This window comes from Microbacterium sp. B19(2022), assembly GCF_012030385.1.
Taxonomy (GTDB): domain Bacteria; phylum Actinomycetota; class Actinomycetes; order Actinomycetales; family Microbacteriaceae; genus Microbacterium; species Microbacterium oxydans_B.
Genome location: NZ_JAAUVO010000013.1, coordinates 25938 through 52771, shown reverse-complemented (window position 1 = coordinate 52771; position 26834 = coordinate 25938). Strand labels below are relative to the sequence as shown.

The window sequence follows — 26834 nt, the reverse complement described above, 5'->3', positions numbered from 1 at the left end:
GTGATCCCTTCCGAGGCCTAGAGCTTGCGGAGCTTGTCGGGATCCGGCGCCTGCACGGGGTCCCAGCCGCGGCGCACCTGCCGCGCACCGCGCTGATCGTCGCGGGACCGGTACACGATGTAGGGGCGGAACAGGTACCCGACCGGCGCCGAGAACACGTGCACGAGACGCGTGAACGGCCAGAGAGCGAAGAGCGCGAAAGCCGTGACGACGTGGATCTGGAAGAGCAGCGGCACGTCGGCCATGAGTTCCGGCTGAGGCTGGAAGAAGAGGACCGACCGGATCCAGGGCGAGATCGTCTCGCGATAGTGGAAGCCGGAGCCGAACACCTGGAACACCACCGTCGCGAGGGTGCCGAAGCCGAGCGTCGCCCCGAGGAACACGTACATCACCTTGTCCATCGCCGTGGTGGCGAGGAAGACGGGCCCGACGGTCCGCCGTCGGTAGATGAGGATCGCGAGGCCGGCGAGCGTCAGGATCGCGGCGATCGTTCCGAGCGACGTCGCGCCGAAGTGGTAGATCTCCTCGGAGATGCCGATCGCGTAGAGCCATTCGCGCGGGACGAGAAGCCCGACGACGTGTCCCGCTATGACCATGAGGATGCCCAGGTGGAACATCGGAGATCCCCAGCGGAGAAGCCGGTTCTCGTAGGTCTGGCTCGAACGCGTGGTCCACCCGAACTTGTCGTACCGGTAGCGCCAGATGTGTCCGACGATGAAGACGGCGATCGCCGCGTACGGGACCGCCACCCAGAGGATGAAGCCGACCGCGTTCATGACTCTCCTCGCTGCGGCACCGGCGCGAAGGGTGCGAGATTGCCGAGGAAGCTCAGCCCGACGGTCTCGGTGGGAGGCCCCTCGCTCACGAGCGCGAGGAATCGTTCCCGGGTGCGGGCGTCGACGGGAGGAAGCGAGAGCGTGATCGCACGCACCACCGCGGCCCACGCGCTGTCCATCGCCTCGAGGGCGGCCCGCAGCACTTCGATCCCCTCCCGGTGCGAGGCGATCAGCGCCTCCGCGATCGGTGAGTCGCTCAGGGCCGAGAACTCCAGCACGGCCGGCAGATAGTCCGGCAGCTCCTGCGCGTCGAATTCCCACCCCGCCGCACGGTAGGCCTCGAGGAAGGTCACGAGTGCCGTCCCCCGCTTGCGGGTGTCCCCCGTGGCGTAGTAGCTCAGGTAGAGGCTGCACTTGCGTTTGAGGTCGAACGTGACGACATACCGTCGCTGCCACTCGGTCGTCCCCGCGGTCGTCGCGGCCGCGATGAATCCCGTCAGCGCTTCCGCGATCGGTGTGGGCAGAGCGGCCGCACGCTCCTGCAGGAGCGGGAGCCGGGCGAACCAGGCATCGTCGGGGTAGTCGAGCAGCAGCGATGCGATCATGTGCGCGGCTGCGCGCCGGTCGGCGGAGAGCACCAACGGATCGAGTTCCGTCGGCAGCTCACGTCGCGGAGTCACCCGCGGCAGGATCGTGCTCATGAATCGTCCCCCTGGGGATCTCTCGGGCCCGTCGTCCGCACCGGCCCCGTCGATTCCGGCGGGAACAGCCCATCCGTTCCGCCGTTACCGTCCCAGTTGAGGAGGTTGACGCGGCCGGGCGTCGACGGTCGGTCCGCACTCTGCCGGTCGGCCAGCATGTGGAAGTTCTCCACGGCGACCGGAACGGATTGCCCGCTGGAGAGTCCGAACGGCCCCGCCCCGCCCATGCCGGGGCCGCCGTCGAAGTCGAGCGAGCACGCCATCTCCTCCAGCGAGTGCGCCTGCTCCGCATGGGCCGAGGGGATGACGTATCGATCCTCGTACTTCGCGATCGCCAGCAGGCGGTACATGGCCTCGACCTCTTCGCCCGTCATGCCGACCGCCTTGGCGATGCGCTCGTCGCGCACATCGTCGATGCTGACCCCGCGCATGTAGGACCGCATCGCCGCGAGCCGCCGGAGCGCATGCTCGACCGGCCCTCTCTCCCCCGCGCTGAAGAGCTCGGCGAGGTAGCCGAGCGGGATCCGGAGCTTGTCGATCGCCGCGAACAGGGTGCGCGCGTCTTCACCGTCGTTGCCGGAACCCGAGATCACGTCCACGACGGGCGAGAGCGGCGGGATGTACCAGACCATCGGCATCGCGCGGTACTCGGGGTGCAGCGGCAGCGCCACCTCGTACTCCTGGATCAGCCGCCAGATCGGACTGCGCTGGGCCGCCTCGATCCAGTCCTCCTGGATGCCGTCTCGCCGCGCCTGCTCGATCACGGCCGGATCGTTCGGATCGAGAAGGATGCTGCGCTGCGCGGCGAGGAGCGCCTTGTCGTCCTCCACGCTCGCCGCCTCCGCCACACGGTCGGCGTCGTAGAGCACCAAGCCGAGGTAACGAAGCCGTCCCACGCAGGTCTCGGAGCACACGGTGGGCAATCCGACCTCGATGCGCGGATAGCACATCGTGCATTTCTCGGCCTTGCCCGTCTTGTGGTTGAAGTAGACCTTCTTATACGGGCAACCGGACACGCACATCCGCCATCCGCGGCACTGGTCCTGATCGACGAGGACGATCCCGTCTTCCGCACGCTTGTACATCGCGCCCGAGGGGCAGGAGGCGACGCACGACGGGTTGAGGCAGTGCTCGCAGATACGCGGCAGGTAGAACATGAACGCCTTGGAGAACTCCGCCTCGACCTGCTCGCTCATCTTCTGGAGGATCGGGTCGTCCTGCATGGTCTCCATCGAGCCACCGAGGTCGTCGTCCCAGTTCGCCGACCACGAGATCTTCATGTTCTCGCCGGTGAGAAGGCTCTTCGGCCGAGCGACCGGCACCTGCGCACCCTTCGGCGCGTTGATCAGCATGTCGTAGTCGTAGGTCCACGGCTCGTAGTAGTCGTGGATCTCGGGGAGCTTCGGGTTGGAGAAGATGCGAGCCAGTTTCGCCAGACGACCGCCGCTGCGCAGCTTGAGGCGCCCCCGCTTCGTGCGCGTCCAGCCGCCGCCCCAGCGCTCCTGGTCCTCATAACTGCGCGGATAGCCGACGCCCGGACGGGTCTCGACGTTGTTGAACCAGACGTATTCCACACCGGTGCGATTGGTCCAGGCCTGCTTGCACGTGACCGAGCAGGTGTGACATCCGATGCACTTGTCGAGGTTCATCACCATCGACATCTGCGCCATGACCTTCATCAGTACTCGACCTCCTGGTCACGACGGCGGATCGTCGTGATCTCGTCTCGCTGGTTCCCCGTCGGGCCGAGGTAGTTGAACGCCCAGGCCAACTGCGCGTAGCCCCCGATCAGATGGCTGGGCTTGAGCAGAATTCGCGTGAGGGAGTTGTGGATCCCTCCGCGCTGGCCGCTCGTCTCGGCGATCGGCACATCCACCGTGCGGTCCTTCGCGTGGTACATGTACACCGTGCCCTCCGGCATCCGGTGCGAGACGTTCGCCCGCGCGACGACAACGCCGTTGCGGTTGTACGACTCGATCCAGTCGTTGTCGCGCACGCCGATCTTGTCGGCATCCTGCGGACTCATCCAGATGGTGGGTCCGCCCCGCGACAGCGACAGCATGAAGAGGTTGTCCTGGTACTCCGAGTGGATGGACCACTTCGAGTGCGGGGTCAGATACCGCACCGCGACCTCGGCCTGGCCCGTCGCACCTCGTTGGGTGCTGCGCCCGGTCGCGCCGACCTTCGGATCGTCGAACAGCCGGTGCATGTCCAGCGGAGGACGGAACGTCGGCAGGTTCTCTCCGAGCTCCTCCATCCAGTCATGGTCGAGATAGAAGTGCTGACGCCCCGTCAGGGTGTGCCACGGCTTCAGATGCTCGACGTTGATCGCGAATGCCGTGTAGCGCCGCCCGCCGTGCTCCGATCCGGACCACTCCGGCGAGGTGATCACGCTCCGTGGCTGCACCTGCACGTCGGCGAAGGTGATGCGCTTGCCCTCTTCTTCTTCGGCGAGGAAGGCCATCTGCTGACCGGTGCGCTTCTCGAGCTCGCGGAACCCCTGCACCGCCAGCCGTCCGTTGCTTGTTCCGGAGAACGCCAGGATCATCTCGCAGACGCGCTTGTCCGTGTCGAGCCGCACGCGGCCGGCCGCCGGCCCGGACGGGAACACCCCGTTGGACTGTGCCAGCGACGCGATCTCCTTGTCGGGCCGATAGGTGATCGCCTTCGTCGTCATGCCCAGCTTCGCCGTGAGCGGTCCGAGCGACTTCCAGCGCGCCGCGAGGGCGGGGTAGTCGCGTTCGACGGGGATGAGCTTCGTCATCGTCACCCCCGGCACGAGTGGGGCGTCCGTCGGGACCACACCGTGCGAGTACGCCATCACGTCGGGGGTGTCGTGCTGCAGCGGGGAGGCGACGATGTCGCGCCGCACACCCAGATGCCCCTCACAGAGCTCACTGAATCGCTCGGCGAGCTCGCCGAACAGGTCGTAGTCCGTCTTCGTCTGCCACGGCGGGTTGATGGCCGGGTTGAACGAGTGCAGGAACGGGTGCATGTCGGTCGACGACAGGTCGTACTTCTCATACCAGGTCGCCGCGGGGAAGACGAGGTCGGAGAACAGCGTCGTCGAGGTCATGCGGAAGTCGGCCGTCATGAGCAGATCGAGCTTGCCGACCGGTGCGTCCTCCCGCCACACGATGTCGCGCGGACGCGAGCCTTCCTCGGTCTCGGAGGCGCGGATGGCCGAGTCCGTCCCGAGCAGGTGCTTGAGGAAGTACTCGTTCCCCTTGCCCGATGAACCGAGGATGTTCGCGCGCCACACCGTCACGACCCGGGGGAAGTTCTCCGGTGCATCGGGGTCTTCGACCGCGTAGTGCAAGGATCCGTCGGTGAGCGAGTCGACGATGTGCTGCGCGGGCTCCTTGCCCGCGGCCTCGGCCTCGTCGCACAGGTCGAGCGGGTTGCGGGAGAAGGTCGGGTAGCTCGGCATCCATCCGCGCTTGACCGACTCGACCAGGCAGTCGGCGGTCGTGCGGCCGGCGAAAGCCCCGCGGGCGAGCGGCGAGGAGAGCTGATCCGCGGGCAGTCCGTCGTAGCGCCACTGATCGGTCGCCAGGTACCAGAAGGCCGTGCCGATCATCTGACGCGGCGGACGGTTCCAGTCACCGGCGGTCGCGTACTGCGAGTACCCCGTGATCGGCCGCACCTTCTCCTGACCGACGTAGTGCGCCCATCCCCCGCCGTTGACACCCTGACAGCCCGTCATCGTCGTCAGCGCCAGGAACGTGCGGTAGATCGTGTCGGAGTGGAACCAGTGGTTCGTCCCGGCACCCATCAGGATCATGGATCGGCCGCCGGAGCGCTCGGCGTTGTCGGCGAATTCCCGACCGATGCGCATCGCCTGCTCGGCGGGCACCGCGGTGATCTCCTCCTGCCATGCCGGCGTACCCGGCGACGTCGGGTCGTCGTAGCCCGTGGGCCACTGGCCGGGGATGCCTTCGCGACCGACACCGTACTGCGCGAGCATGAGGTCGAACACGGTCGTCACGAGCGTGCCGGCGACTTCGCGGGTCGGCACGCCCCGGACCACGACGCCGGAACCGCCGGCGTGCTCGGCGCCGGCCTCGGGCGGGAGGTCGAACCGAGGAAGGGCGACCTCGGCGGCCGCTCCATCCCACGACGCGAGGTCGGCGATGGAGAGCGGAGGTTCGACGCCCTCGAGGTCGAGGTTCCACTTGCCCTCGTCCTCGGGCGTGAACCGGTGTCCGAGCGACCCGTTCGGCACGACGGCGTCGCCGTGCTCGTCGAGGAGCACGGTCTTGAAGTCCGCGCGAACGGCGGCGGCTTCCGCGCCACCCAGGTCGCTCGCGGTCAGGAACTTGCCCGCGACGAGACGGTCGCCGTGGCGCTCGAGCGTCACCAGATACGGAGCATCCGTGAACCGGCGCATGTAGTCCTCGAAGCGTTCGGTGCGCTTCTGCACGAAGTGCTCGGTCAGGATGACATGCCCCATCGCGAGCGCCAATGCCGCATCCGTGCCGGGGTGCGGAGCGACCCACTCGTCGGCGAACTTGGTGTTGTCGGTGTAGTCGGGCGAGACGGTGACGACCTTCTGGCCGCGGTAGCGGGCCTCGGCCATGAAGTGCGCATCCGGCGTTCGCGTGACCGGCACGTTCGAACCCCACATGATCAGGTAGCCCGCGTTCCACCAGTCGGCGGACTCGGGCACGTCGGTCTGGTCGCCGAAGACCTGGGGGCTCGCGACGGGCAGATCCGCGTACCAGTCGTAGAACGAGAGGATGGACCCGCCGAGCAGATTGAGGAAACGGGCTCCGGCGCCGTGCGACACCATCGACATCGCCGGAATCGGCGAGAAACCCGCGACCCGGTCGGGGCCGTAGGTCTTGACGGTGTGCACATGGGCCGCCGCCGCGATCTCGAGCGCCTCGTCCCAGGTGGTGCGCACCAGTCCGCCCTTGCCGCGCGCGCTCTTGTACGAGCGCGCGGCTTCGGGGTCTTCGACGATCGACGCCCACGCCGTCACGGGGTCGCCGTGCTGCGCCTTCGCCGCCCGATACAGTTCGGCGAGCGTGTCGCGGATGTAGGGATAGCGCACGCGGGTCGGCGAGTAGGTGTACCAGCTGAAGGCCGCGCCGCGCGGACAGCCCCGCGGCTCGTACTCCGGCGAATCGGGGCCGACCGAGGGGTAGTCGGTCTGCTGCGCCTCCCACGTGATGATGCCGTCTTTGACGTACACCTTCCACGAGCAGGAGCCGGTGCAGTTGACACCGTGGGTGGAGCGGACCACCTTGTCGTGCGCCCACCGGTCGCGGTAGAACACGTCGCCGGAGCGGCCGCCCTCGAGGAAGAGCGACCGGAGGTCTTGCGAGACCTCGCCGCGTCGGAGGAAGCGCCCCATGCCGAGCAGCGCGTCGGCGAGGGGACCATCGGTGGCCGGATGGATGTCATGCGTGGTCGGTGTCATGGCGCAACTCTCAGATCGTGCGGTCAGCTCTTGGCGGGCGCGCCCGGACGCGCGTAGTAGTACCAGGTCAGCGCCGTGCAGAACAGGCACCAGACCCCGCAGATCACGAAGAACGCGAACGGGGCGACGGCCGACAAGGACATCCCGACGATGAACGGTCCGAACGCCGCCACCGCCGAGGTGAAGCCCACGACGCCGCCCGCCTGGCGCTTCGGGAACAGCATCGGCATCTGCTTGAACGTGCCCGCATTGCCCAGGCCGGCGAAGAAGAAGATCGTGATCATTCCGGCCATGAATCCCCAGAACCCGTTCACGTCCGTCGGCGCGAGGAAGAACAGCGTGATGATGGTCCCGGCGGTCATGCCGATGCCCGAGATGAACGTGAACGGCGCCCCGCCGAATCGGTCGCACAGTGGGCCGGCGACCGCGCGCACGAGGGCCCCGAGTGCCGGACCGATCCACATGTAGGCGAGCGGATCGGGGGCGTTCTCGAACCCGCCGTAGACGTTGACGATGATGAGCCCCATCTGCGCCGCGAGCCCCGCATAGGCACCGAAGGTCATCATGTAGATCGCGGTCATGATCCACGTGTGCTTCAGGCGGAAGATGTCGAGCTGCTCCCGGAAGTTCGCCTGCACGGGGACGCGCCGGAGGAAGACGAAGGCGAGGATGCTCGCCAGCACCGCCCACGGGATCAGGACGAGACCGCCGTTGTGCAGCCACATGTTCGCGCCGCCGTCGACCGTCGACTGCGGGTCGAGGAACCAGGTGCCGAGGAGCCCGAAACCGATCACCCACGGCACCAGCACCTGGACGACGCCGATGCCGAAGTTGCCGATGCCGGCCTGAAGACCGAGCGCCGTGCCCTGCATCCGCTTCGGGAAGAAGTAGCTGGTCGACGGCATGTAGCCCGAGAAGACGCCGCCGCCGATCCCCGCTGCGAAGGCCAATGCCAGGAGCACGGCATAGGGAGTCGACGTGTCGCGCACCGCGAGCGTCCACCCGAGCATGGGGAGGGCGAGAAGGAGCGAGCTCCATCCCACGAGCGCCCTGGTGCCCACGATGGGCGGGAGGAACATGAAAGCGAAGCGGAGGAGACCGCCGGCCAGACCGGGGATCGCCGCCAGCCAGTAGAGCTGCCCCTGGTCGAGGTCGAAGCCGATGGCGTTCAGCCGCGGGGCGATCGCGCTGACCAGGTACCAGGTCGCGAAGCCGAGCAACAGCGAGTAGGTCGTGATCCAGAGGGTGCGCCAGGCGAGGGATCTGTCCCACGTGGCGTCGTCTTCCGGATTCCAGTTGGACAGGTCCTTCGCGAGTGCTTCCCCGGATTTCACGTGCACGATCCCTTCAGAACACGCATGTAACGTGTTACATCCAGTATCGCGGATGGCGTCGGATCAGGTCGCGGACCGAACCGTTTTAATTCGGGGTCTCGTCACGCCGAGACGACCCGCATCGGTCGTCACGTCGGCGTCTCGACTCAGACCGTGCGGCCGCCGTCGAGGCGCACCACGCGGTCGACCGTTCCTGCGGGCGGGGCCACGTGCGAGATCAACAGCACCGACTGCTCCCCCGCCGCCTCGAGCAGGTCGCGCAGCAGCGCATCGGAAGCATCAGGGTCGACCCCCGCGGTCGGCTCGTCGAGCACCAGCACGGGGAACCCACGCAGCAGGGCGCGGGCGAGGGCGATGCGCTGCGCCTGACCGCCCGACACGAGCGCGCCCCGGTCGCCGACCCGGGCGTCGAGACCGCCGCGCTCCCGCGCCCACTCACCGAGACCGACCCGGTCGAGCACGGCGTACAGTTCATCGTCGGTCGCCGTGTCGCGCGCGAAGAGCAGGTTTTGGCGGATGTCCTCATCGAACAGCTGGGGGCTCTGCTCGCAGAGGCCGACGGTTCGACGCAGCGCCGGCCCCGACATCTCCGCTGCGTCCTGCCCGTCGATCAGGTACTCGCCCTGCACGCGGAGGAAGCCGACGAGGACGGCCGCCAGCGAGCTCTTCCCCGCCCCACTCGGCCCTGCCACCAGCACCCGCTCTCCTGGCTGCAGATCGAGGTCGACCCCCGTGAGCGCAGGGTCACCGCCGGGCCAGTTCGCGCGAACGCCGCGCATCCGGATCGTCGGCGTGCCGGCGAGCTCGACGTCGTCGCCCGCGTCGGGCCGCAGCTCATCGGGCATCCGCTCCGGCAGCGTGTCGACGATGCGCTCCGCGCTCGAGCGGACGCTCCGCCACGACGCCGCGGCCACCGGAACCGCACCGAAGATCTCGAACACCACCATCGGCACGAGCACCGCCACGGCCAACCAAGGTCCGTCGATCGAACCGTCGGTCAGCCCGGGCGCGGCAGCGGCGAGCGCCCAGACGGATGCCGCCCCGGCGACCGCGGAGACGACGCCGGCGGCGATGGCCTGCGCGAACGAGGCGCGGTCGACGACGCGTCGCAATGCGGCGTCGGCTGCCGCGATCCGCTCGCGCGCCTTCGCCTCGGCGCCGTAAGCCAGGAGCACGTCGAGGCTGCCGAAGTAGTCGACGAGCGCGGCCGAGAGCTCGGCCCGTCGCACGGACACGAGCGCTTCGGCACGTGAGCCGAACACCCAGCCGAGTCCGATCGCCGCGGCCGCAGCGGCCAACAGGCACACCGCCAGCGTGAGGGCGGCCGGCGGCGAGACGAATGCGATGAAGCCCACGGCCCCGACCGCCACGACCGCGGCGACCCCGAGCGGCTGCACCACACGCAGCGGCAGGTTCTGCAGGTTCTCGACATCGTCCACGAGCGCCGTGAGCATCTGTCCGCGATCCGTCGCGCCGAGACCGGCCGGAGAGAGCGGTGTCAGTCTCCGCACCATGTCGGCCCGCGTCGAGGCGAGTTGGCGCAGCGCAGCATCGTGGCCGCTCAGCCGCTCGAGATAGCGGGTGACCGCGCGGGATACGGCGAAGAACCGCACGCCGACGACGGCGATCGACAGCGGGACGAGCGAGTCGACGATGGAGGCGCTCACGATGAGCCAGCCGCTGACCGCCAGCAGGCTCACGGCGGCGGCAGCCGACAGCACTCCCCAGACCAGTCCGGGGAGGAAGCGTCCGATCGGCGGCTGCGCGAGCTTCAGGACGCCGCGGATCCGTTCGCGACGTGTCGACCCGCTCATGCGTTCACCCCCAGCGTCACGATGTGATCGGCGATGTCCCGCGCGGTCCGACGGTGCGACACCAGGAGGACGGTCGCCCCGGCATCCGCTCGCGCGCGCAGCGACCGCCAGAGCCGCCCCTCGGTGTCGGGGTCGAGAGCACTCGAAGGCTCGTCGAGTGCGAGCACCCGGCTCGGGTCGGACGACTGTCGGTAGAGCGCTCTGGCGACAGCGATCCGCTGCGCCTGGCCTCCCGACAGACCACTGCCCTGCACGCCGAGCTCGAGGGCGGGGTCGATGCCCTCGGCGCAGGCGGTGTCGAGCGCCGCACGGACGCGGTCGGCATCCGGTTCCGCGTCGCCGAGCGCGACGTTCGCCGAGACCGTCCCCCGCATCAACCCCGGAGTCTGCCCAGCCCAGGCGAGCCACGCCGCCGGGGAGAGCTCGCGAACGTCGCTCCCGGCGAAGGCGGCCGTCCCGTCGAAGTCGGCTGCTCCCCGGAGAGCCGCGAGCAGCGACGACTTCCCCGCCCCGCTCGGCCCCTCGATCAGCGTGATCGTCCCCGGCGCGGCGGTGAACGACACGGGCGGCAGGTCCCGCACGCGCAGCCCTTCGACCACGAGGTTGCCCTGGTGCGCTGTTCGCAACTCCTCAGAATCTTCGCCACGAGAGGCCAGCACGGCTCCCGAACGCTGTTTCAGCGGAGTTCTTGAGGAGTCATGACCGCCCTGCACCCGGGCCCGCGCCGCGTCGAGCACCTCGAACACGTCCTCGGTCGCCGCAACCCCCTCGGCGGCCGCGTGGAACTGCACCCCCACCTGTCGGATCGGCAGGAACGCCTCGGGTGCGAGCAGCAGCACGAACAGCCCGACCTCGAGCGTCAGGTCGCCCGACAGCAGCCGGAACCCGACCGACACCGCGATGAGCGCGACCGCCAGCGAGGCCAGCAGTTCCATCGCGAAGCCGGACAGGAACGAGAACCGCAGCACCTTCATGGTCTCGCGGCGATACTCGTCGGCGGTGACCTCGATGCGGTCGGCAGCGCGCCGATCACGCCCGAACAGCCGCAGCGTCGACAGCCCCTGCACCGTGTCGGCGAAGCGGGCGGCGAGGCGCTGCAGCGTCTTCCACTGCCGGGTCTGCACCGTGCGGGTCGCCATCCCGATCAGGATGAGGAACAGCGGGATCAGCGGCAGGGTGATGATCGCGGTCAGCCCGCTCGGCCAGTCCTGCCACCACATCACCGCGACCAGCACCGGCGTCGCGATCACGGTCAGCACGAGCTGCGGGATGTAGCGGGCGAAGTACCCGTCGAGGGCTTCCAGTCCATGCCCCGCGGTCACGGCGAGCTCGGTCTGGTTCCGCTGTGCGAGCCACCCCGGTCCCAGTCGCCCGACCGCCGACATCAGGGCCGAGCGCAGTTGCATCCCGGTCTTCGCGGCAGCCCGCGTCCCCGCGGCATCCGAGGCGGCGATCAGCAGCCCGCGCAGCAGTGCCGTGAGCAGCAGCCAGAGCAGGGATGCCGAGACGTCACGCCCCGCGATCGCCCCGGTGACGGCATCCGTCAGCAGCCAGGCGAAGACGATCACGACCGCCGTCTGGACGACGCCGATCAACGCGGATGCCGCGAGGAAGCCCCTCGCGGCACCCGCGTATCGCAGCAGTCTCGGATCGACGGGTTTCACGCGTGCGCCGGAGCCCCCTCGATGGACTTGCGGGTGACGCGCTTGCGGAACACCCAGTACGTCCACGCCTGGTACGCGAGCACGAGCGGCATCGCGATCAAGGCGGTCCAGCTCATGATCTGCAGCGTATACGGAGTGCTCGACGCATTCGCGATCGTGAGGCTGTAGGCCGGGTCGATCGTCGACGGCATCACGAACGGGAACAGGGCGGCGAACAGCATCACCACGGCGAACAGCACCGTGAGCATGCCGGAGAAGAACGCCCAGCCGTCGCGCCGAGCGAGCGAGAACCCGACTGCTGCGATGAGACTGACCGCCGCGAGCGCACCGGCGCCGATGACGAGCCAGAGCAGCGGAGCCTCGCGCCCCATCGCGATCATGACCGTCCAGATCACCGTGGCCGCCGCGACGAGGATCGTGGGGATGGCCGCCCTCTTCGCCAGGCGCCGCGCGTCTTCATGCACCTGACCGTCGGTCTTGAGTGCGACGAACAGCACGCCGTGCAGGAAGAACAGCAGCAGCGTGGTGACGCCGACCAGCAGGGCGTACGGGTTCAGCAGCGCGAAGAAGCCTCCGACGTAGATGTGGTTCTCGTCGATCGCGACGCCCTGCACGATGTTGCCGAAGGCGACGCCCCACAGCAGCGCCGGGACGACCGAGCCGATCACGATCATCCGGTCGAAGCCCGCTTTCCACTTCACGCTGTCGCGCTGGTGCCGGTACTCGAACGAGACGCCGCGCAGGATCAGCGCGAGCAGGATCAGCAGCAGCGGCAGGTAGAAGCCGCTGAACAACGTCGCGTACCACTCGGGGAACGACGCGAACAGCACGGCGCCGGCGACGATGACCCAGGTCTCGTTGAGATCCCAGACCGGGCCGATCGTGTTGATCACCTGACGGCGCGAGACGTCGTCCTTGCCGAGGAACGGCAGCGACATGCCGACGCCGAAGTCGAACCCGTCGAGCACGAAGTAGCCCACGAAGAAGAAGGCGACGATGAAGAACCAGAGTGTTGCGAGATCCATGATGCTCCTCCCTCTCAGTAGACGACCGACGGCAGCTGGGCCGTCTCCTCGTGCGGTTGCTCGTCGGTGTCCGGTCCCTTCTGCGCGGCCCGGATGATGAGGCGGATCTCGACGACGGCGAGCGCCGCGTAGATCGCCGTGAACGAGATCAGCGAGATCAGTACCTCGAGGCCGCTGACTCCCGGCGAGACACCGTCCTGGGTGGTCATCAACCCGAACACGATCCAGGGCTGTCTGCCCATCTCGGTGAAGACCCAGCCCATGATGTTGGCGGCGAGCGCGAGCGGGAACGACCAGATCGCGAGCTTCCACATCCACTGCGCCGGCGGCTTCTTGGCGCCCTTGCGGGTCAGCCAGAGGCCGACGACGGCGACGAGCGCGGCGGCGATGCCGAGGCCGATCATCCAGCGGAACGCCCAGTACGTGATCCACAGGACCGGGGCGAAGTCCTCGAGGCCCGTGGCGGCGTACGTCTGGGCGTACTCGGCATTCAGGTCGTTGATGCCGTGCACGCAGGCGTCGAGGGTGTGCGTCGACAGCAGCGACAGCAGATACGGCACTCGGATCGAGAACAGTTCGGAGCTGCCGTCCGGTGTGCCGAGCGTGAAGAGGCTGAACGAGGCGTCCGGTCCGCAGACCGTGTTGAACGTCGCCTCCGCTGCCGCCATCTTCATCGGCTGCGCGGCGTACATCGCGAGTCCGAGCTGGTCTCCCGTGAGCACGACGCCCGCGGTGGAGACGATCATCGCCCACAGCCCGAACTTGAGCGAGATGCGCATGGTGTCGAAGTGCTGGCCGCGCGAGAGGTGCCAGGCCGAGACCGAGATGACGACACCGGCGGCGAACATGAACGCGCCGAAGATGGTGTGCGGGAAGGCGGCGAGAGCGACGGGGTTGGTCAGCAGCGCCCAGAAGTCGGTCAGCTCGGCACGGTTGGTCGCCTCGTTGAAGGTGTAGCCGACGGGGTTCTGCATGAACGCGTTGGCCGCGATGATGAAGTACGCCGAGAGGATGCTGCCGATCGAGACGCACCAGATCGTGGCGAGGTGGAGCTTCTGCGGGAGCTTGTCCCAGCCGAAGATCCACAGCCCGATGAACGTCGCCTCGAAGAAGAACGCGAGCAGGCCCTCGAAGGCGAGCGGGGCGCCGAACACGTCGCCGACGAAGCGGGAGTAGTCCGACCAGTTCATGCCGAACTGGAACTCCTGCACGATGCCGGTGACGACGCCCATGGCGAAGTTGATCAGGAAGATCTTGCCGAAGAAGCGGGTCAGGTGCAGGTACTGGACCTTGCCGGTGCGCACCCACGCGGTCTGGAAGATCGCGGCCACCAGGGCCATGCCGATCGTCAGCGGAACGAACAGGTAGTGGTAGACGGTCGTCAGCCCGAATTGCCATCGGGCGAGAGCGAGCGGATCAAGCCATTCCATGCGCTACTCCTGTTCTGTGAGGCCGTTGCCCCGTGCCGGGACGCCGCAGCGTCGTTCCCTCGGCCATCCGCGCCGTGGCGTCGCGCAGCTGGACGGTGCAGTCCGATGCGAGGACGGCGTCGCGGACGCACTCGGCTTCGAGTGGTCCGCCGGCCTCGTTCAGCACGCTCTGCATGAGCTCGAGATGCACGCGGCACAGCATCGGGCGGTCCTCGGACCGGCTGGCCGCATGCGGACACGGGCTGAGGTCGATCGTGAGGCTGCCGTCGTCGATCAGGGGCTCGAAGCCGCTCTCCTCCAGGTGCTCCACGAGCGCGTCGAGCTGATACGTGGCATCGCGGCCGAGCCCTGACCCGGCGTCGGGGATCATGCTGCGCATCAGGTCGCCCCGACGTGCAGCCGCCTTCGCCTTGTCGCGCGCCACCGGGCTGGATGCCCCCGGCGCGCCTGTGGCGGCCCGGTAGAGGGTGCGCGGTCGCCCCCGCGTCGTGCGGTGCTCGACGGTCGGGATGACGTGGCCGCCTTCGATCAGCCGCTGCAGGTGCTCGCGGACCGTGTTGGGATGCAGACCCGTGGCCTCGCACAGCTCAGCGATGCTGAGTTCGGCGCGCGCCTTCGCGCTTCCCGCTTCGAAGAGCAGGTGCAGGATCTGCACCCGGGAGTAGCTCGATATCGGCCCGCAGACGGACCCGCCGTTGGCCATGATCCCAGTATCCCGTGATACCGGCCGGTTGCACCGGTGTCCGGCCGTGAATAAACACCTGGTCGATAGGGATGTCCGATCCCGGCGATAGCCTGGCAGCATGGCCACCCGAAAACCCGCTCCTCCAGCCTACGTATGCACAGAATGCGGGTGGACCACCGCCAAGTGGGTCGGCCGCTGCGGCGAATGCCAGCAGTGGGGCACGGTCCAGGAGCAGGCGGCGCAGACCGGCATCCTCCGACGCGTCGGCCCCGTCGCTCCGACGGCGGATCGCGCGGCACGACCCATCACGCAGATCACGACGCAGGATGCTCCGCGGCGCTCGAGCGGTGTCGGGGAGTTCGATCGGGTGCTCGGCGGGGGCATCGTGCCGGGTGCCGCGATCCTGCTCAGCGGTGAGCCGGGCGTCGGCAAATCGACCCTGCTGCTCGAGGTCGCGGCCCAGGCGGCTCGCGGTGGACGCCGCGTCCTGTACGCGAGTGCTGAGGAATCCCCCGGCCAGGTGCGTCTGCGCGCGGAGCGCACCGGTGCCCTGCACGACGAGCTGTATCTGGCGAGCGAGACCGACCTGGCGACCATCCTCGGCCACATCGACGAGGTCAAACCGCAGCTCGTGATCGTCGACTCGGTGCAGACCGTCTCGTCGTCGCTGATCGACGGTGCCGCCGGGCAGCCGAGCCAGGTGCGCGAGGTCGCGGCGACCCTGATCCGCATCGCGAAGGACCGCGATCTGCCGATCATCATCGTGGGTCACGTGACGAAAGACGGCCAGGTCGCAGGCCCCCGCGTGCTCGAGCACCTGGTCGACGTGGTGTGCCACTTCGAGGGCGACCGGCAGACGTCGCTGCGCTTCATCCGCGCGCTCAAGAACCGCTTCGGCCCCACCGACGAGGTCGGCTGCTTCGAGATGACCGGCGACGGGATCGCCGAGGTCCCCGACCCTTCGGGCCTCTTCCTCTCGCAGGGGGCCACCGAGCCCGGCACGTGCGTCGCGATCTCGCTCGAGGGGCGCCGCGCGCTTCCCGTCGAGGTGCAGGCGCTCACGGTTCCCAGCAACGCCCCGAACCCCCGCCGCATCGTGCACGGAGTCGACTCGTCGCGCGTGGCGATGGTTCTGGCGATCCTCGAGCGGCGCGCGAACATCAAGACGAGCACGCTCGACGTCTACGTGTCGACCGTGGGCGGGGTGCGCTTCACCGAACCGGCAGCCGACCTCGCGATCGCCATCGCGGTGGCCGGCTCCATCCAGCAGTTCTCGGTACCGCGCACGGTCGCCGCCGTGGGCGAGCTCAGCCTCGCCGGCGAGATCCGTCCGGTCACCCAGGCGGCGCAACGTCGGTCCGAGGCCGCCCGGCTCGGCTACGAGCAGGTCGTCGACGACCGGTCGAAGACGCTCCGCGCCGCGCTCGGGGATGTGCGCGCACGCAACACGTCACGCCGTTCCGATCACGACGTCCCGCCGTTCTGATCGGGAGTGCCTCGGCTGCTTGAGATCGGCGAACGGCCGCCTCAGGCGTCGAGCGCTTTGAGCAGCTCGATCGGGTCGGCCTGCATCGGATGCGGGCCCGCGATGTCGAGGAAGACGGTCGTGATCGGGTGCGCCGCCAGGAACTTCCGGAGCCAGTCGGACGTGTAGATGCCCACGCCGGGCGGGAGGTTGGCGGGCTTGTTCTTCGCGTCGCTGAACAACAGCAACGCGAGGTCGCCGGTGTTCGGGTCGCGGTAGGTCCACACCTCGCCGCTGTCGAGCGGATTGTCGCGGGCTCCGGGCGTGATCAGCGGCACGACCGTGGTGCCGTTGCGCAAGGCGAGCGCGACCGCGGCGACATCCTGCTTCTCGAGTGCCAGAGCCAGAGCCTCCGACCGGAAGTCCTCGGGGGCGGGCTTCTTCTTCCCGGGTTTCGCCTTCTTCGCTGCCATGCATCCAGCTTATGCAGGCGGCGAGGCGCGGCGCGCGGAATCGACCGCGGAGACGTAAAGGGGCCCTCTCGAGTCCTCCATTGGGGACTGGGGTACTCGAGAGGGCCCTCGGACTCTCGGTGCGGCGATGTCGAAGCGCTGGGGACGCTGTAGTTCGACGCCACTGGGGATGGCATGTTGCCGCATGATGCGGAGAGTCACCTCAATGGTATCCCAAAGAACGGCACCTGTCTGCCTCAGACTGCCAAGGCTCCCGAGGTCGCGTCTTTCCGCACGGGAAGTCGGTCGACGCGACGCATTTCGAAGGCGTTGCGGCGCGTTCCCTTCGAACTGCGAATGCGGATCAGTACAGGAGGATCTGGGTGGTCGTGAGGCTCGTGAACCCGCCGATGGAGACCTCGACGTGGTACGAGGCTCCCCCGCCGGGGGCGCGCTGACGGTTCTCCTGGTCGCAGGTCTCGACGCTCGAGCGGGTGCGGTCCCAGGTCACCGGATCCTTGCTGGTCACCGTCGTGCCGGCGGTGAGCGTCGCGATCATGCTGCTCGGGTTCTCCTGGCAGTCCGTCGACCGCCACCAGACGTCGGCGCCGCTGGAGATCGTGAAGACCTGTGTCGTCGATCCGACGTCGAGCGTGCAGTCCTTCGTGCCCTTGTTGGTCAACGAGATGGAGAGCTTCGGCAGGACGCCCGCAGCATAGGTCTCCGCATCCGTGACCGCCGAGACCTCGACGTCTTTCGCCTCACACGCGACGATCGCCGGCGTCTGCTCGGCCGAGGGGCTCGGCGACGGCGACTCGGCATCGGTCGTCGGAGTCGTGGAGGGCGTCTGCGACGACGAGGACGTCGGCTTCGGAGAGGCATCCGCCGCGGCCCACGGCTTCGCGATCAGGAGCCAGATCCCGATGCCGATGGCGGCGACGAGCAGGATGAGACCGATCACCACGACCAGTCGCCGACGACGATAGACGGCAGCGGAAGGACGGGGCATGGTTCCAGGTTAAGCGATCGTGCCCGTGCAGCCTGGGAGGCCGCGGCGGCGGTCTGCCGTGCGTCCTCAGAGCACCTTGAGCATGCGCGTGTTGCCGAGCGTGTTCGGCTTGACGTGCGCGAGATCGAGGAACTCCTCGACACCCGCGTCACCGCTGCGCAGCAGCTGGGAGTACACGTCGGGGTCGACGACCTGCTCGCCGATCGGAGTGAAGCCGCGGCGGCTGAAGAATTCGACCTCGAACGTGAGGCAGAACAGGCGCGAAAGCCCGAGCGTGCGCGCATTCTCCTCGAGACGATCGACGATGGCCCGGCCGATACCGTGGTGCAGCCAGTCATCCTGCACGAGCAGGGTGCGCACCTCGCCGAGGTCTTCCCAGAACACGTGCAGCGCGCCGCATCCGATCAGCACACCGTCAGCCTCGGCGACGACGAACTCCTGCACCGCGCCGTAGAGCACCGCCAGGTCTTTGCCGAGCAGGATGCGCTGCTCCACGAGGGGCTGCAGCAGGTTGCGGATGCCGACGATGTCGGCACTGCGCGCCGGTCGGACGATGTACTCGCTCACGGGACAAGCCTAGAACCCACGACCCGTCGCCACCTGTGCCGGACACAGGAAAGGGGCGGATGCCGCAGCATCCGCCCCTTTCGTGATTCAGCCTTCGTGATTCAGCCGGAGGTCACTCCCCGCTGGCGACCGCCAGGTCGGGGGTGCCGGCGATCGCGCCGCCGCCGGTGTTGGCACCGACCGCGACCTTCTCGCCGCGCGGGCCGTGCTCGAACAGGAACTCCCCGTCCTTCGCGTCGACCTTCACGTGGTCGCCCGAGTTGAGCTCGCCGTGCAGGATCTTCTCCGACAGGCGGTCCTCGACCTCGTGCTGCATCGCGCGACGCAGCGGTCGGGCGCCGAGCGCCGGGTCGAAGCCGATCTCGATGAGACGCTCCTTGGCGGCCTGCGACAGCTCGATCGTCATGTCACGGTCCAGCAGACGCTCGCCGAGGCGCTTGGCGAACAGATCGACGATCTGCACCAGCTCGGTCTTGGACAGCTGCGGGAACACGATGATGTCGTCGACACGGTTGAGGAACTCGGGCTTGAAGTGCCGCTTGAGCTCTTCGTTCACCTTGCCCTTCATCCGGTCGTAGCTGGTCGAGTCGTTGCCCTCGATCTGGAAGCCGACGGGACCGCCCGCGATGTCACGTGCACCGAGGTTGGTGGTCATGATGATGACCGTGTTCTTGAAGTCCACGATCCGACCCTGGCCGTCGGTGAGCCGACCCTCTTCGAGGATCTGCAGCAGCGAGTTGAAGATGTCGGGGTGAGCCTTCTCGATCTCGTCGAACAGCACCACGCTGAACGGCTTGCGGCGCACCTTCTCGGTGAGCTGGCCACCCTCTTCGAATCCGACGAATCCGGGAGGGGCACCGAACAGACGCGAGACCGTGTGCTTCTCACCGAACTCGCTCATGTCGAGCGAGATGAGAGCCGCCTCGTCGTCGAACAGGAACTCGGCGAGAGCCTTGGCGAGCTCGGTCTTTCCGACACCCGTGGGGCCGGCGAAGATGAACGAGCCCGAGGGGCGCTTCGGGTCCTTGAGACCGGCACGCTGACGACGGATGGTCTTGGAGAGGGCGGCGATCGCCTCTTCCTGACCGACGACGCGCTGGTGCAGAGCCTTCTCCATGAAGACGAGTCGGCTGGACTCCTCTTCCGTGAGCTTGAAGACGGGGATGCCGGTGGCCTGTGCGAGCACCTCGGCGATCAGACCCTCGTCGACGACCGCAGAGGTCGCGACGTCGCCCGCACGCCACTGCTTCTCGAGACGCAGACGCTCGGCGAGGAGGCTCTTCTCCTCGTCGCGGAGGGATGCGGCCTTCTCGAAGTCCTGCTCCTCGGAGGCGACTTCCTTCTGCTCGCGCACCGTGGCGATCTTCTCGTCGAACTCACGCAGCTCGGGCGGGCTCGACAGGATCGACAGACGCAGGCGTGCGCCGGCCTCGTCGATCAGGTCGATGGCCTTGTCCGGAAGGAACCGGTCGGAGACGTAGCGGTCGGCGAGGTTCGCCGCGGCCACGATGGCACCGTCCGTGATCTGCACCTTGTGGTGCGCCTCGTACCGGTCGCGCAGCCCCTTGAGGATGTTGATGGTGTGCGGCAGCGTCGGCTCGTTGACCTGCACCGGCTGGAAGCGGCGCTCGAGCGCAGCATCCTTCTCGAAGTGCTTGCGGTACTCGTCGAGCGTGGTGGCACCGATCGTCTGGAGCTCACCACGGGCGAGCAGCGGCTTCAGGATGCTGGCCGCGTCGATCGCGCCCTCGGCGGCACCCGCACCCACGAGGGTGTGGATCTCGTCGATGAAGACGATGATGTCGCCGCGCGTGCGGATCTCCTTGGTGACCTTCTTCAGGCGCTCCTCGAAGTCACCGCGGTAGCGGGAACCGGCGATGAGAGAGCCGAGGTCGAGCGAGTAGAGCTGCTTGTCCTTCAGCGTCTCGGGCACATCGCCCTTGACGATCGCCTGGGCCAGACCCTCGACGACGGCGGTCTTGCCGACGCCGGGCTCGCCGATCAGGACGGGGTTGTTCTTGGAGCGGCGGGAGAGGATCTGCATGACCCGCTCCGCCTCCTTCTCGCGCCCGATCACCGGGTCGAGCTTGTTGTCGCGGGCGGCCTGGGTGAGGTTGCGACCGAACTGGTCGAGCACCGCGGAACCACCCTGGGTGCCGGCAGGCGAGTCGTTGGTCTGCGCACCGACGGATGCCGGCTCGCGGCCAGGGGCTCCGGAGAGCAACTGGATGACCTGCTGGCGGACCTTGTTGAGGTCGGCGCCGAGCTTGACGAGCACCTGAGCGGCGACGCCCTCACCCTCGCGGATGAGGCCGAGCAGGATGTGCTCGGTGCCGATGTAGTTGTGGCCGAGCTGCAGAGCCTCGCGGAGGCTGAGCTCGAGCACCTTCTTGGCGCGCGGCGTGAACGGGATGTGCCCGGTCGGCTGCTGCTGACCCTGGCCGATGATGTCCTGCACCTGTTCGCGCACGGCGTCGAGGGAGATGCCGAGGCTCTCGAGGGCCTTGGCGGCGACGCCTTCGCCCTCGTGGATGAGACCGAGCAGGATGTGCTCGGTGCCGATGTAGTTGTGGTTGAGCATCTTCGCCTCTTCTTGGGCGAGGACGACCACTCGACGGGCTCGGTCCGTGAATCTCTCGAACATGCTGTGACTCCTTATTCGCACGGGGCGAAGCGCTGACACCAATGGCGTTCTCTGCGCCTGTACATCGAGAGTAACCACCGCGCAGGGCAGGTATGCCCGTGTTCGCCGTGGGCATACCGGGGGTTGACCGAGTTATCGACAGTCGTTATGTTAACGACAGTCGATAACAACCGAACTCAAGGAGGCAGCGATGCGCACCAGAGAAGGACGCCCCTCACTCGTCGACGGGATCGCTCTCGGACTCATCGCCACCGGCGCCGTCAGCGTCGGGATCGGCGCGATCGTCGCCGTCACCTCGGCCGCATCCGAGATCTTCGGCACCGCGCCGACCGTGTCGATGCCCGTGCACGACGTCGACCTGACCGCGCTGGACGGAGTCTCCGGTGTGAGCGCGGCGACGGTCGACACCGCGCTCGTCACGGTTCCGGCGATGCCTTCGGGCGCCCGCTGGATGCTGCTCCTCGAGACGCTGCTCCCCGCCCTCGCGACCGTGGCGCTGTGCGCCGGCGTCTGGTGGCTCGGCGTCTCCCTCATCCGCTCGCGACCGTTCCGCTCCTCACTCAGCTGGATGTTCGGTGTCGCCGCCTCTCTGATGATCGCCGGATCGCTGTTCGGACAGTTCGCCGGCGGCATCGGTCGAGCCATGATCGTGCAGGACCTCGCCACCACCGATCCGCAGGTCGAGGACGTGCTGTGGACGCTCCTCGTGCAGTTCGACCTCGCACCCGTGGGCTGGGCGTTCGCCCTCGCTCTCGTCGCCGGTCTGTTCGAGATGGGCCGCAGACTGCAGCGCGACACGGAAGGACTCGTCTGATGACCACGACGAACACGACCTCGAAAGCCACCCGGTCCGAGACGGCGGATGCCATCACCGTGATCCTCTACGCCGCCGCGGCGCTGGTCACGGTCGCGTTCGCCACGATCCTGCGCGTCGCGAGCACGTTCCGTGAGACCGGAATCGCCTGGACGATCCCGATCGACCAGCAGCCGATCTCGGCGACGACCGACTCGGGCGCCATCTCGATCGAGGGATTCGCCGACGAGGCGATGATCATCGCGAGCGGCGTGGATACGGTATCGATCGTCGCGATCATCGCCGCGATCGCGCTGTGGGCTCTCGCCGCGCTCCTGGTGATCGCGAGCGTGACCCTGGTCGCCTGGAACTTCCTGCGCGGCCGGTTCTTCGTCCGCGCGAACGTCTGGGCGTTCAACATCATCGGCTGGACGCTCGTGGGAGCGCCGATCCTGATCGTGATGCTGGAGACCATGGGGCGCAACGGCGTGACGAGCGCCCTCGGTCTCGGCGACGGTGAGCCCGTACATCTGGTCGAGTTCTGGACGATCGCGCCGTTCTTCGCCACCGGGGTGACGGTCGGCCTGGTGGCCGTCGCATTCCGCCGCGGCATCCGCCTGCAGCACGAGAAGGCGGCGCTCGAGAAGGAGACGGAGGGACTCGTCTGATGCTCACCTTCGGATCTGACGAGCTCGGACAATCCCTGCTCTTCATCGGGATCGGGCTCGCGGTGATCGCCCTGATCGTGGCGGTCGTCGTCTGGAACAGTCGCCGCCGCGGGAGCCGCACCGTCGCCCTCGATGCCGCCCTCACCCTCTCCGCGTGGTGGATCCTGCTCGGGATCGTCAGCGCCGTGATTCTCATCATCAAGGCGTTCACGGTCGACTGGGCCGAACTCAACGGGCAGACGTACGTCTACATGGACTGGCCGGCGAACCTGCCGTGCTCCGAGTTCGGCGACAGTGGCACGACGATGCTCAGCTGCCGGGGAGAGAGCCTCTCGGAGTTCACGGTCGGGAACGCCTCGCTCGGACTCCGGCTGCTCGCCGCAGCGGCTCAGTTGAGCACGGTGGCGCTGACGACCATGCCCGCCGTGATCCTCGCGGTCATCTGCTTCCACACGCTGCGCGGACGCGTGTTCTCGCGCACGGTCACGCGGGCTCTCGTGGGCGGCGCCATCGCGGTCCTCGTGTTCGGCGTCGCGGCCGACCTGCTGGGCGGCATCGCCGCGACCACCGGTCTGCGCGAGGTGTTCCCGCCCGACAGCGAGTGGTACCCCTCGGCCTATCAGCTCACCGTCACCCCTCTCCCCTTCGGAGCCGCGCTCGCGCTCGTCGCTCTCGCCGCCGTCTTCCGCCAGGGATCGCGGCTCGAGCAGGACAGGGCTCGCCTGCAGCAGGAGACCGAGCGTCTGCAGAAGGATACGGAGGGCCTGGTGTGACCCCGGCCGAGAGCGACGACGAGCTCACCGGCATCCACTGCCGGCTCGACGAGCTGCTCGCCGACCGCGGGATGACCCTGACCGAACTCAGCGCCGCGGTGGGGGTGAGCATCGTGAACTTGTCGGTACTGAAGAACGACCGCGCCCGCGCCATCCGGTACTCGACACTTCGCGCGATCTGCGAGGCGCTCGACTGCGAGGTGGGCGAGCTGCTCGTGCTGGCCCCGCGCTGACGCAACACCCGCGTCATCGTTCGTCACATCCGCCCAGGGAATTCTCAGGCAGACGTAGCGTTGGGCCTCAGGGCGCGCACTCGGCGCGCCGTGATTCTGGAGTCCCCACCTCATGAGCACCACCGCACGCGCCCAGAAGGCGCCTGACACCCGCGGGCCGGTCCGGAAGCTGCTGACCTCGTTCGGCTTCCAGATCCTCGCAGCCCTCGTCCTCGGCGTCGCCGCCGGTCTGATCGGCCGCCAGCTCGGAGCCACGGCAGAGAACCCGAACGGCCTGTCGGCAACGCTCGACACCATCGGCAACTCGTACGTCACGCTGCTGCGCGCCGCCGTCGTCCCGCTGATCTTCACGGCCATCGTCGCCAGCATCTCGAACCTGCGTCGCGTGCAGAACGCCGCACGCCTCGCCGGCCAGACCATCCTGTGGTTCGCGATCACCGCGTTCATCGCGGTCATCATCGGCATCGTGCTGGGCCTCGTGATTCAGCCGGGCAACCGCGCCGGCGAGGGTCTCGAGACCGGCGAGCCGTACACGGTGGGCACCTGGTGGAACTTCCTGCTGGGCCTCATCCCGCAGAACTTCCTCGGCCTCACGGTCAGCACCTCGCCCGGTGAGGCCGACGGCACGTTCTCGTCGAGCGTCGGCTTCAACATCCTCCAGGTCATCGTGGTCGCGGCCGTCATCGGCATCGCGGCCCTCAAGGCCGGCAAGAAGGCCGAGCCGTTCCTCGTCTTCACCGAGTCGCTGCTGAAGGTCATCCAGCGCGTGCTGTGGTGGATCATCCGCATCGCCCCGCTCGGCACGTTCGGCCTCATCGGCTCGGCCGTGATCAAGTACGGCTGGGAGAAGCTCGCCTCGCTCGGCTGGTTCGCGGCCGCCGTCTACATCGGCCTCGCGCTCGTGCTGTTCGTCGTGTACCCGATCCTGGTGCGCACGCACGGCCTGTCGATCAAGCAGTACTTCTCGGGTGTGTGGCCCGCCGTGCAGCTGGCCTTCGTCAGCCGCTCCTCGATCGGCACACTGCCCCTCACCGAGCGCGTCACCGAGCGCAACCTCGGTGTGCCGCGCTCTTACGCGTCGTTCGCCGTGCCGCTCGGCGCCACCACCAAGATGGACGGCTGCGCCGCGATCTACCCGGCCATCGCGGCGATCTTCGTGGCCCAGTTCTTCGGCATCGAGCTGAACTTCGTGCAGTACCTGCTGATCGTGATCGTCTCGGTCGTCGGCTCCGCCGCCACCGCCGGCACCACCGGCGCGGTCGTCATGCTCACGCTGACGCTGTCGACCCTGGGCCTGCCGCTCGAGGGCGTCGGACTGCTGCTCGCGATCGACCCGATCCTCGACATGGGCCGCACCGCGGTCAACGTCGCGGGCCAGGCACTGATCCCGACCATCGTCGCCAAGCGTGAGGGCATCCTGAACGAGGAGCTCTACAACGCGCCGCGCGAGGGCCTGCCCTTCGCCGACGACTCCGGCGACGACGAGGCACCCGAAGCGGATGCCGCCTCGGACAAGGAGCCGGTCAGCGCCCGCTGAACCCATTCCCGCCTCGCACAGAGCGCCCCGCCCCTTCTCGGGACGGGGCGCTCTGCCGTTTCAGGTCATGCCCGGCTCTGCTGACGGGTCGCGCCACGGGTGTCGAGCGCGAGCTCCTCGGCATCCATCGCGGCGATCAGCTCGCGCATCACCTCTTCGTCGAGGTTGCCGGCATCACGCTCGGCGAGGAGGATCTCGCGCCGCACCTGCAGCCATCCCCGGGACAGGGCGACGAGGTCTTCGTACGACGGGCGGCTCGCGGCATCCTCCACCTTCTGCGCCTCGTCGGTGTCTTTCTCGACCCGGGTCATGCGCTTCGTGAACGCGTCGAACACACTCAGATCGACCTCCCCGTACTTCGCCTCCCACTCGACCCGCTTCTCGGCCAGGAACTCCTTGCCGGCCTCGCGGCTCTTCGCCCTGACGTCGGCGAGCGCCGCTTCGTCTTCCTTCTCATCGGCGTCGCTGGCGATCCCGAGGCTCCGGATGAGCAGCGGCAGTGTGAGCCCCTGCAGCAGCAGCGTGCCGACGGTGACGATGAACGCGACCACGACGATCGCGTGCGAGGCCTCGCTGTCGAGCGTCGCGAGGTCGGCGGCGGCCACCGCGATCGCGAGGGTGACCACGCCGCGCATGCCCGCCCAGGAGATGACGGCGCTGTCCTTCCAGGTGAGCTTGAGCCCCGCCATCCGGTCGCGCACGATCTGGCTGCGCAGCTCGTCGGCGGTGTAGTCCCCCCAGCGTCGGGACTTGCGGTGCCGCTTCGCGAACTCGCCGCTCTGCACGCCGCGATCCCACCGTTCGAGCTTCCTGCGGTCCTGGAAGTTCGCCCAGGCGCTCGTCGGATAGATGTAGAGCGGCCGCACGATCAGGACGACCAGCAGCACGGCCCCCGAGAGCAGGAGGATGTGCCCGACCGACTCGCTGCCGAGATCGCGGAGCACCCGCGGGAACTGCAGTCCGATGTAGGCGAACACGAAGCTCTCCAGCAGCAGGTCGGCCGAGAGCCAGAGCGGCTTCTCCTGCTGACGGGTCGTGTAGTCGGTGCGCGGGGAGTTGTAGCCGACGTAGAGACCCATCGCGACGACGGCGAGAACGCCGGAGCCCAGCAGATGCTCGGCGATCGCGTAGGCGCCGAACGGAGCGAGGAGCCCGAACGTGCCGATCACGACCGCATCGCTGATGCGCATCCGCAGCTGGTGCAGGACGATGCCGAACACGAGGCCGATGCCGACCCCGATCACGACCGCGAGCAGGAACTGCCCGATCCCACCCCAGACCGAGACCGTGGCGCCGGCGAGGATCGCCGCGAACACCCGGTACAGCGTGAGCGAGGTGGCGTCGTTGATGAGACTCTCGCCGGAGAGGACGGTCATGATCCGGCGGGGCAGACCGAGCCGGCGGCCGATCGCGGCGGCCGACACGGCGTCGGGCGGGGCGACGATCGCGCCGAGCAGCAGCGCGCCGGGGAGGGTGAGCGCGGGGAAGATCCACCAGGCCACGAAGCCGACGGCGAGGGCGGTGATCAGCACGAGCCAGATACCGAGTCGCCGGATCTGCGGGAGGCTGCGCTTGAACCCGACGAAGGACACGTCGAGCGCCGCCGAGTACAGCAGCGGCGGCAGCACCAGGCTGAGGAGCAGGTGTCCGTCGATGTCGATGTCGGGGACGAACGGGAGGAACGAGACGGCGAGCGCCACGACCGTCACCAGCAGCGGCGCCGGCCACCCTCGTGAGCGCGCGAACGCCGCCACCGCGACCGAGCCGACGAGGACGTAGAAGATACCCGCTTCCATGCCCCCACGGTAGCGGGGGAATGGAGCCGTGCAGACGCGCGTT

The 26834-nt window shown here is 68.2% G+C and carries 21 protein-coding genes; 6 read left to right on the top strand and 15 right to left on the bottom strand.

The window, feature by feature from the left end; genetic code table 11:
• Window positions 1-17 precede the first annotated feature (17 nt).
• The 10 genes from narI to HCX50_RS12835 form a co-directional block, all read right to left on the bottom strand.
• Window positions 18-776 (bottom strand): respiratory nitrate reductase subunit gamma, encoded by a 759-nt coding sequence (gene narI, locus HCX50_RS12880; protein WP_167634664.1) that lies wholly within the window; start codon window positions 774-776, stop codon window positions 18-20.
• Window positions 773-1477 (bottom strand): nitrate reductase molybdenum cofactor assembly chaperone, encoded by a 705-nt coding sequence (gene narJ / locus HCX50_RS12875; RefSeq protein ID WP_167634663.1) that lies wholly within the window; start codon window positions 1475-1477, stop codon window positions 773-775. Before narJ ends, narI begins: the two co-directional genes overlap by 4 nt.
• Window positions 1474-3156, bottom strand: a complete 1683-nt coding sequence (gene narH / locus HCX50_RS12870; RefSeq protein WP_167634662.1) for a nitrate reductase subunit beta — start codon at window positions 3154-3156, stop codon at window positions 1474-1476. The genes narJ and narH overlap by 4 nt, the downstream gene beginning before the upstream one ends.
• Window positions 3156-6902: a nitrate reductase subunit alpha gene (locus tag HCX50_RS12865; protein WP_167634661.1), complete on the bottom strand. Its 3747-nt coding sequence runs from the start codon at window positions 6900-6902 to the stop codon at window positions 3156-3158. Before HCX50_RS12865 ends, narH begins: the two co-directional genes overlap by 1 nt.
• A gap of 23 nt (window positions 6903-6925) precedes the next feature.
• Entirely contained in the window at window positions 6926-8236 is a 1311-nt protein-coding gene (locus tag HCX50_RS12860) for an MFS transporter (protein ID WP_091030254.1), read from the bottom strand.
• A gap of 146 nt (window positions 8237-8382) precedes the next feature.
• The gene (gene cydC / locus HCX50_RS12855; RefSeq protein WP_167634660.1) at window positions 8383-10050 is read right to left on the bottom strand and encodes a thiol reductant ABC exporter subunit CydC; all 1668 of its coding nucleotides are present in this window, start codon (window positions 10048-10050) and stop codon (window positions 8383-8385) included.
• Entirely contained in the window at window positions 10047-11714 is a 1668-nt protein-coding gene (gene cydD, locus HCX50_RS12850) for a thiol reductant ABC exporter subunit CydD (RefSeq protein WP_167634659.1), read from the bottom strand. The genes cydC and cydD overlap by 4 nt, the downstream gene beginning before the upstream one ends.
• Entirely contained in the window at window positions 11711-12739 is a 1029-nt protein-coding gene (cydB, locus tag HCX50_RS12845) for a cytochrome d ubiquinol oxidase subunit II (protein ID WP_167634658.1), read from the bottom strand. Before cydB ends, cydD begins: the two co-directional genes overlap by 4 nt.
• A 14-nt stretch (window positions 12740-12753) precedes the next feature.
• Window positions 12754-14169, bottom strand: coding sequence for a cytochrome ubiquinol oxidase subunit I (locus HCX50_RS12840; protein ID WP_091030153.1), 1416 nt, complete (start codon window positions 14167-14169; stop codon window positions 12754-12756).
• The gene (locus HCX50_RS12835; RefSeq protein WP_167634657.1) at window positions 14156-14872 is read right to left on the bottom strand and encodes an ArsR family transcriptional regulator; all 717 of its coding nucleotides are present in this window, start codon (window positions 14870-14872) and stop codon (window positions 14156-14158) included. The genes HCX50_RS12840 and HCX50_RS12835 overlap by 14 nt, the downstream gene beginning before the upstream one ends.
• 100 nt (window positions 14873-14972) lie before the next feature.
• Between HCX50_RS12835 and radA the strand changes: the two genes are divergently transcribed.
• On the top strand, window positions 14973-16340 hold the full coding sequence (gene radA, locus HCX50_RS12830) for a DNA repair protein RadA (protein ID WP_029262441.1): 1368 nt from the start codon (window positions 14973-14975) through the stop codon (window positions 16338-16340).
• Between the two features lie 41 nt (window positions 16341-16381).
• Here the strand turns inward: radA and HCX50_RS12825 are convergent, their stop codons facing one another.
• The 4 genes from HCX50_RS12825 to HCX50_RS12810 all read right to left on the bottom strand — a co-directional run bounded on the left by HCX50_RS12825 (window position 16382) and on the right by HCX50_RS12810 (window position 20991).
• Window positions 16382-16792, bottom strand: a complete 411-nt coding sequence (locus HCX50_RS12825; RefSeq protein WP_091030163.1) for a dehydrogenase — start codon at window positions 16790-16792, stop codon at window positions 16382-16384.
• A gap of 343 nt (window positions 16793-17135) precedes the next feature.
• A complete protein-coding gene (locus HCX50_RS12820) occupies window positions 17136-17780 on the bottom strand; it encodes a hypothetical protein (protein WP_167634656.1) in 645 nt (214 codons plus the stop codon).
• 66 nt (window positions 17781-17846) lie between these two features.
• A complete protein-coding gene (locus HCX50_RS12815; RefSeq protein ID WP_091030167.1) occupies window positions 17847-18347 on the bottom strand; it encodes an amino-acid N-acetyltransferase in 501 nt (166 codons plus the stop codon).
• Window positions 18348-18459: 112 nt separating this feature from the next.
• The gene (locus HCX50_RS12810) at window positions 18460-20991 is read right to left on the bottom strand and encodes an ATP-dependent Clp protease ATP-binding subunit (RefSeq protein WP_029262445.1); all 2532 of its coding nucleotides are present in this window, start codon (window positions 20989-20991) and stop codon (window positions 18460-18462) included.
• A gap of 190 nt (window positions 20992-21181) precedes the next feature.
• Here HCX50_RS12810 and HCX50_RS12805 point away from each other — a divergent pair, with 190 nt between their 5' ends.
• The 5 genes from HCX50_RS12805 (at window position 21182) to HCX50_RS12785 (ending at window position 24995) form a co-directional block, all read left to right on the top strand.
• Window positions 21182-21805: a hypothetical protein gene (locus HCX50_RS12805; protein WP_167634655.1), complete on the top strand. Its 624-nt coding sequence runs from the start codon at window positions 21182-21184 to the stop codon at window positions 21803-21805.
• On the top strand, window positions 21805-22452 hold the full coding sequence (locus HCX50_RS12800; protein ID WP_167634654.1) for a hypothetical protein: 648 nt from the start codon (window positions 21805-21807) through the stop codon (window positions 22450-22452). The genes HCX50_RS12805 and HCX50_RS12800 overlap by 1 nt, the downstream gene beginning before the upstream one ends.
• A complete protein-coding gene (locus HCX50_RS12795; RefSeq protein ID WP_167634653.1) occupies window positions 22452-23225 on the top strand; it encodes a hypothetical protein in 774 nt (257 codons plus the stop codon). The genes HCX50_RS12800 and HCX50_RS12795 overlap by 1 nt, the downstream gene beginning before the upstream one ends.
• The gene (locus tag HCX50_RS12790; protein WP_167634652.1) at window positions 23222-23458 is read left to right on the top strand and encodes a helix-turn-helix domain-containing protein; all 237 of its coding nucleotides are present in this window, start codon (window positions 23222-23224) and stop codon (window positions 23456-23458) included. The genes HCX50_RS12795 and HCX50_RS12790 overlap by 4 nt, the downstream gene beginning before the upstream one ends.
• Before the next feature lie 112 nt (window positions 23459-23570).
• The gene (locus tag HCX50_RS12785; protein WP_205829101.1) at window positions 23571-24995 is read left to right on the top strand and encodes a dicarboxylate/amino acid:cation symporter; all 1425 of its coding nucleotides are present in this window, start codon (window positions 23571-23573) and stop codon (window positions 24993-24995) included.
• Window positions 24996-25060: 65 nt separating this feature from the next.
• Here HCX50_RS12785 and HCX50_RS12780 read toward each other — a convergent pair whose 3' ends face one another.
• Complete coding sequence (locus HCX50_RS12780) at window positions 25061-26791, bottom strand: cation:proton antiporter (RefSeq protein WP_091030177.1); 1731 nt, start codon at window positions 26789-26791, stop codon at window positions 25061-25063.
• Between the last annotated feature and the right edge of the window lie 43 nt (window positions 26792-26834).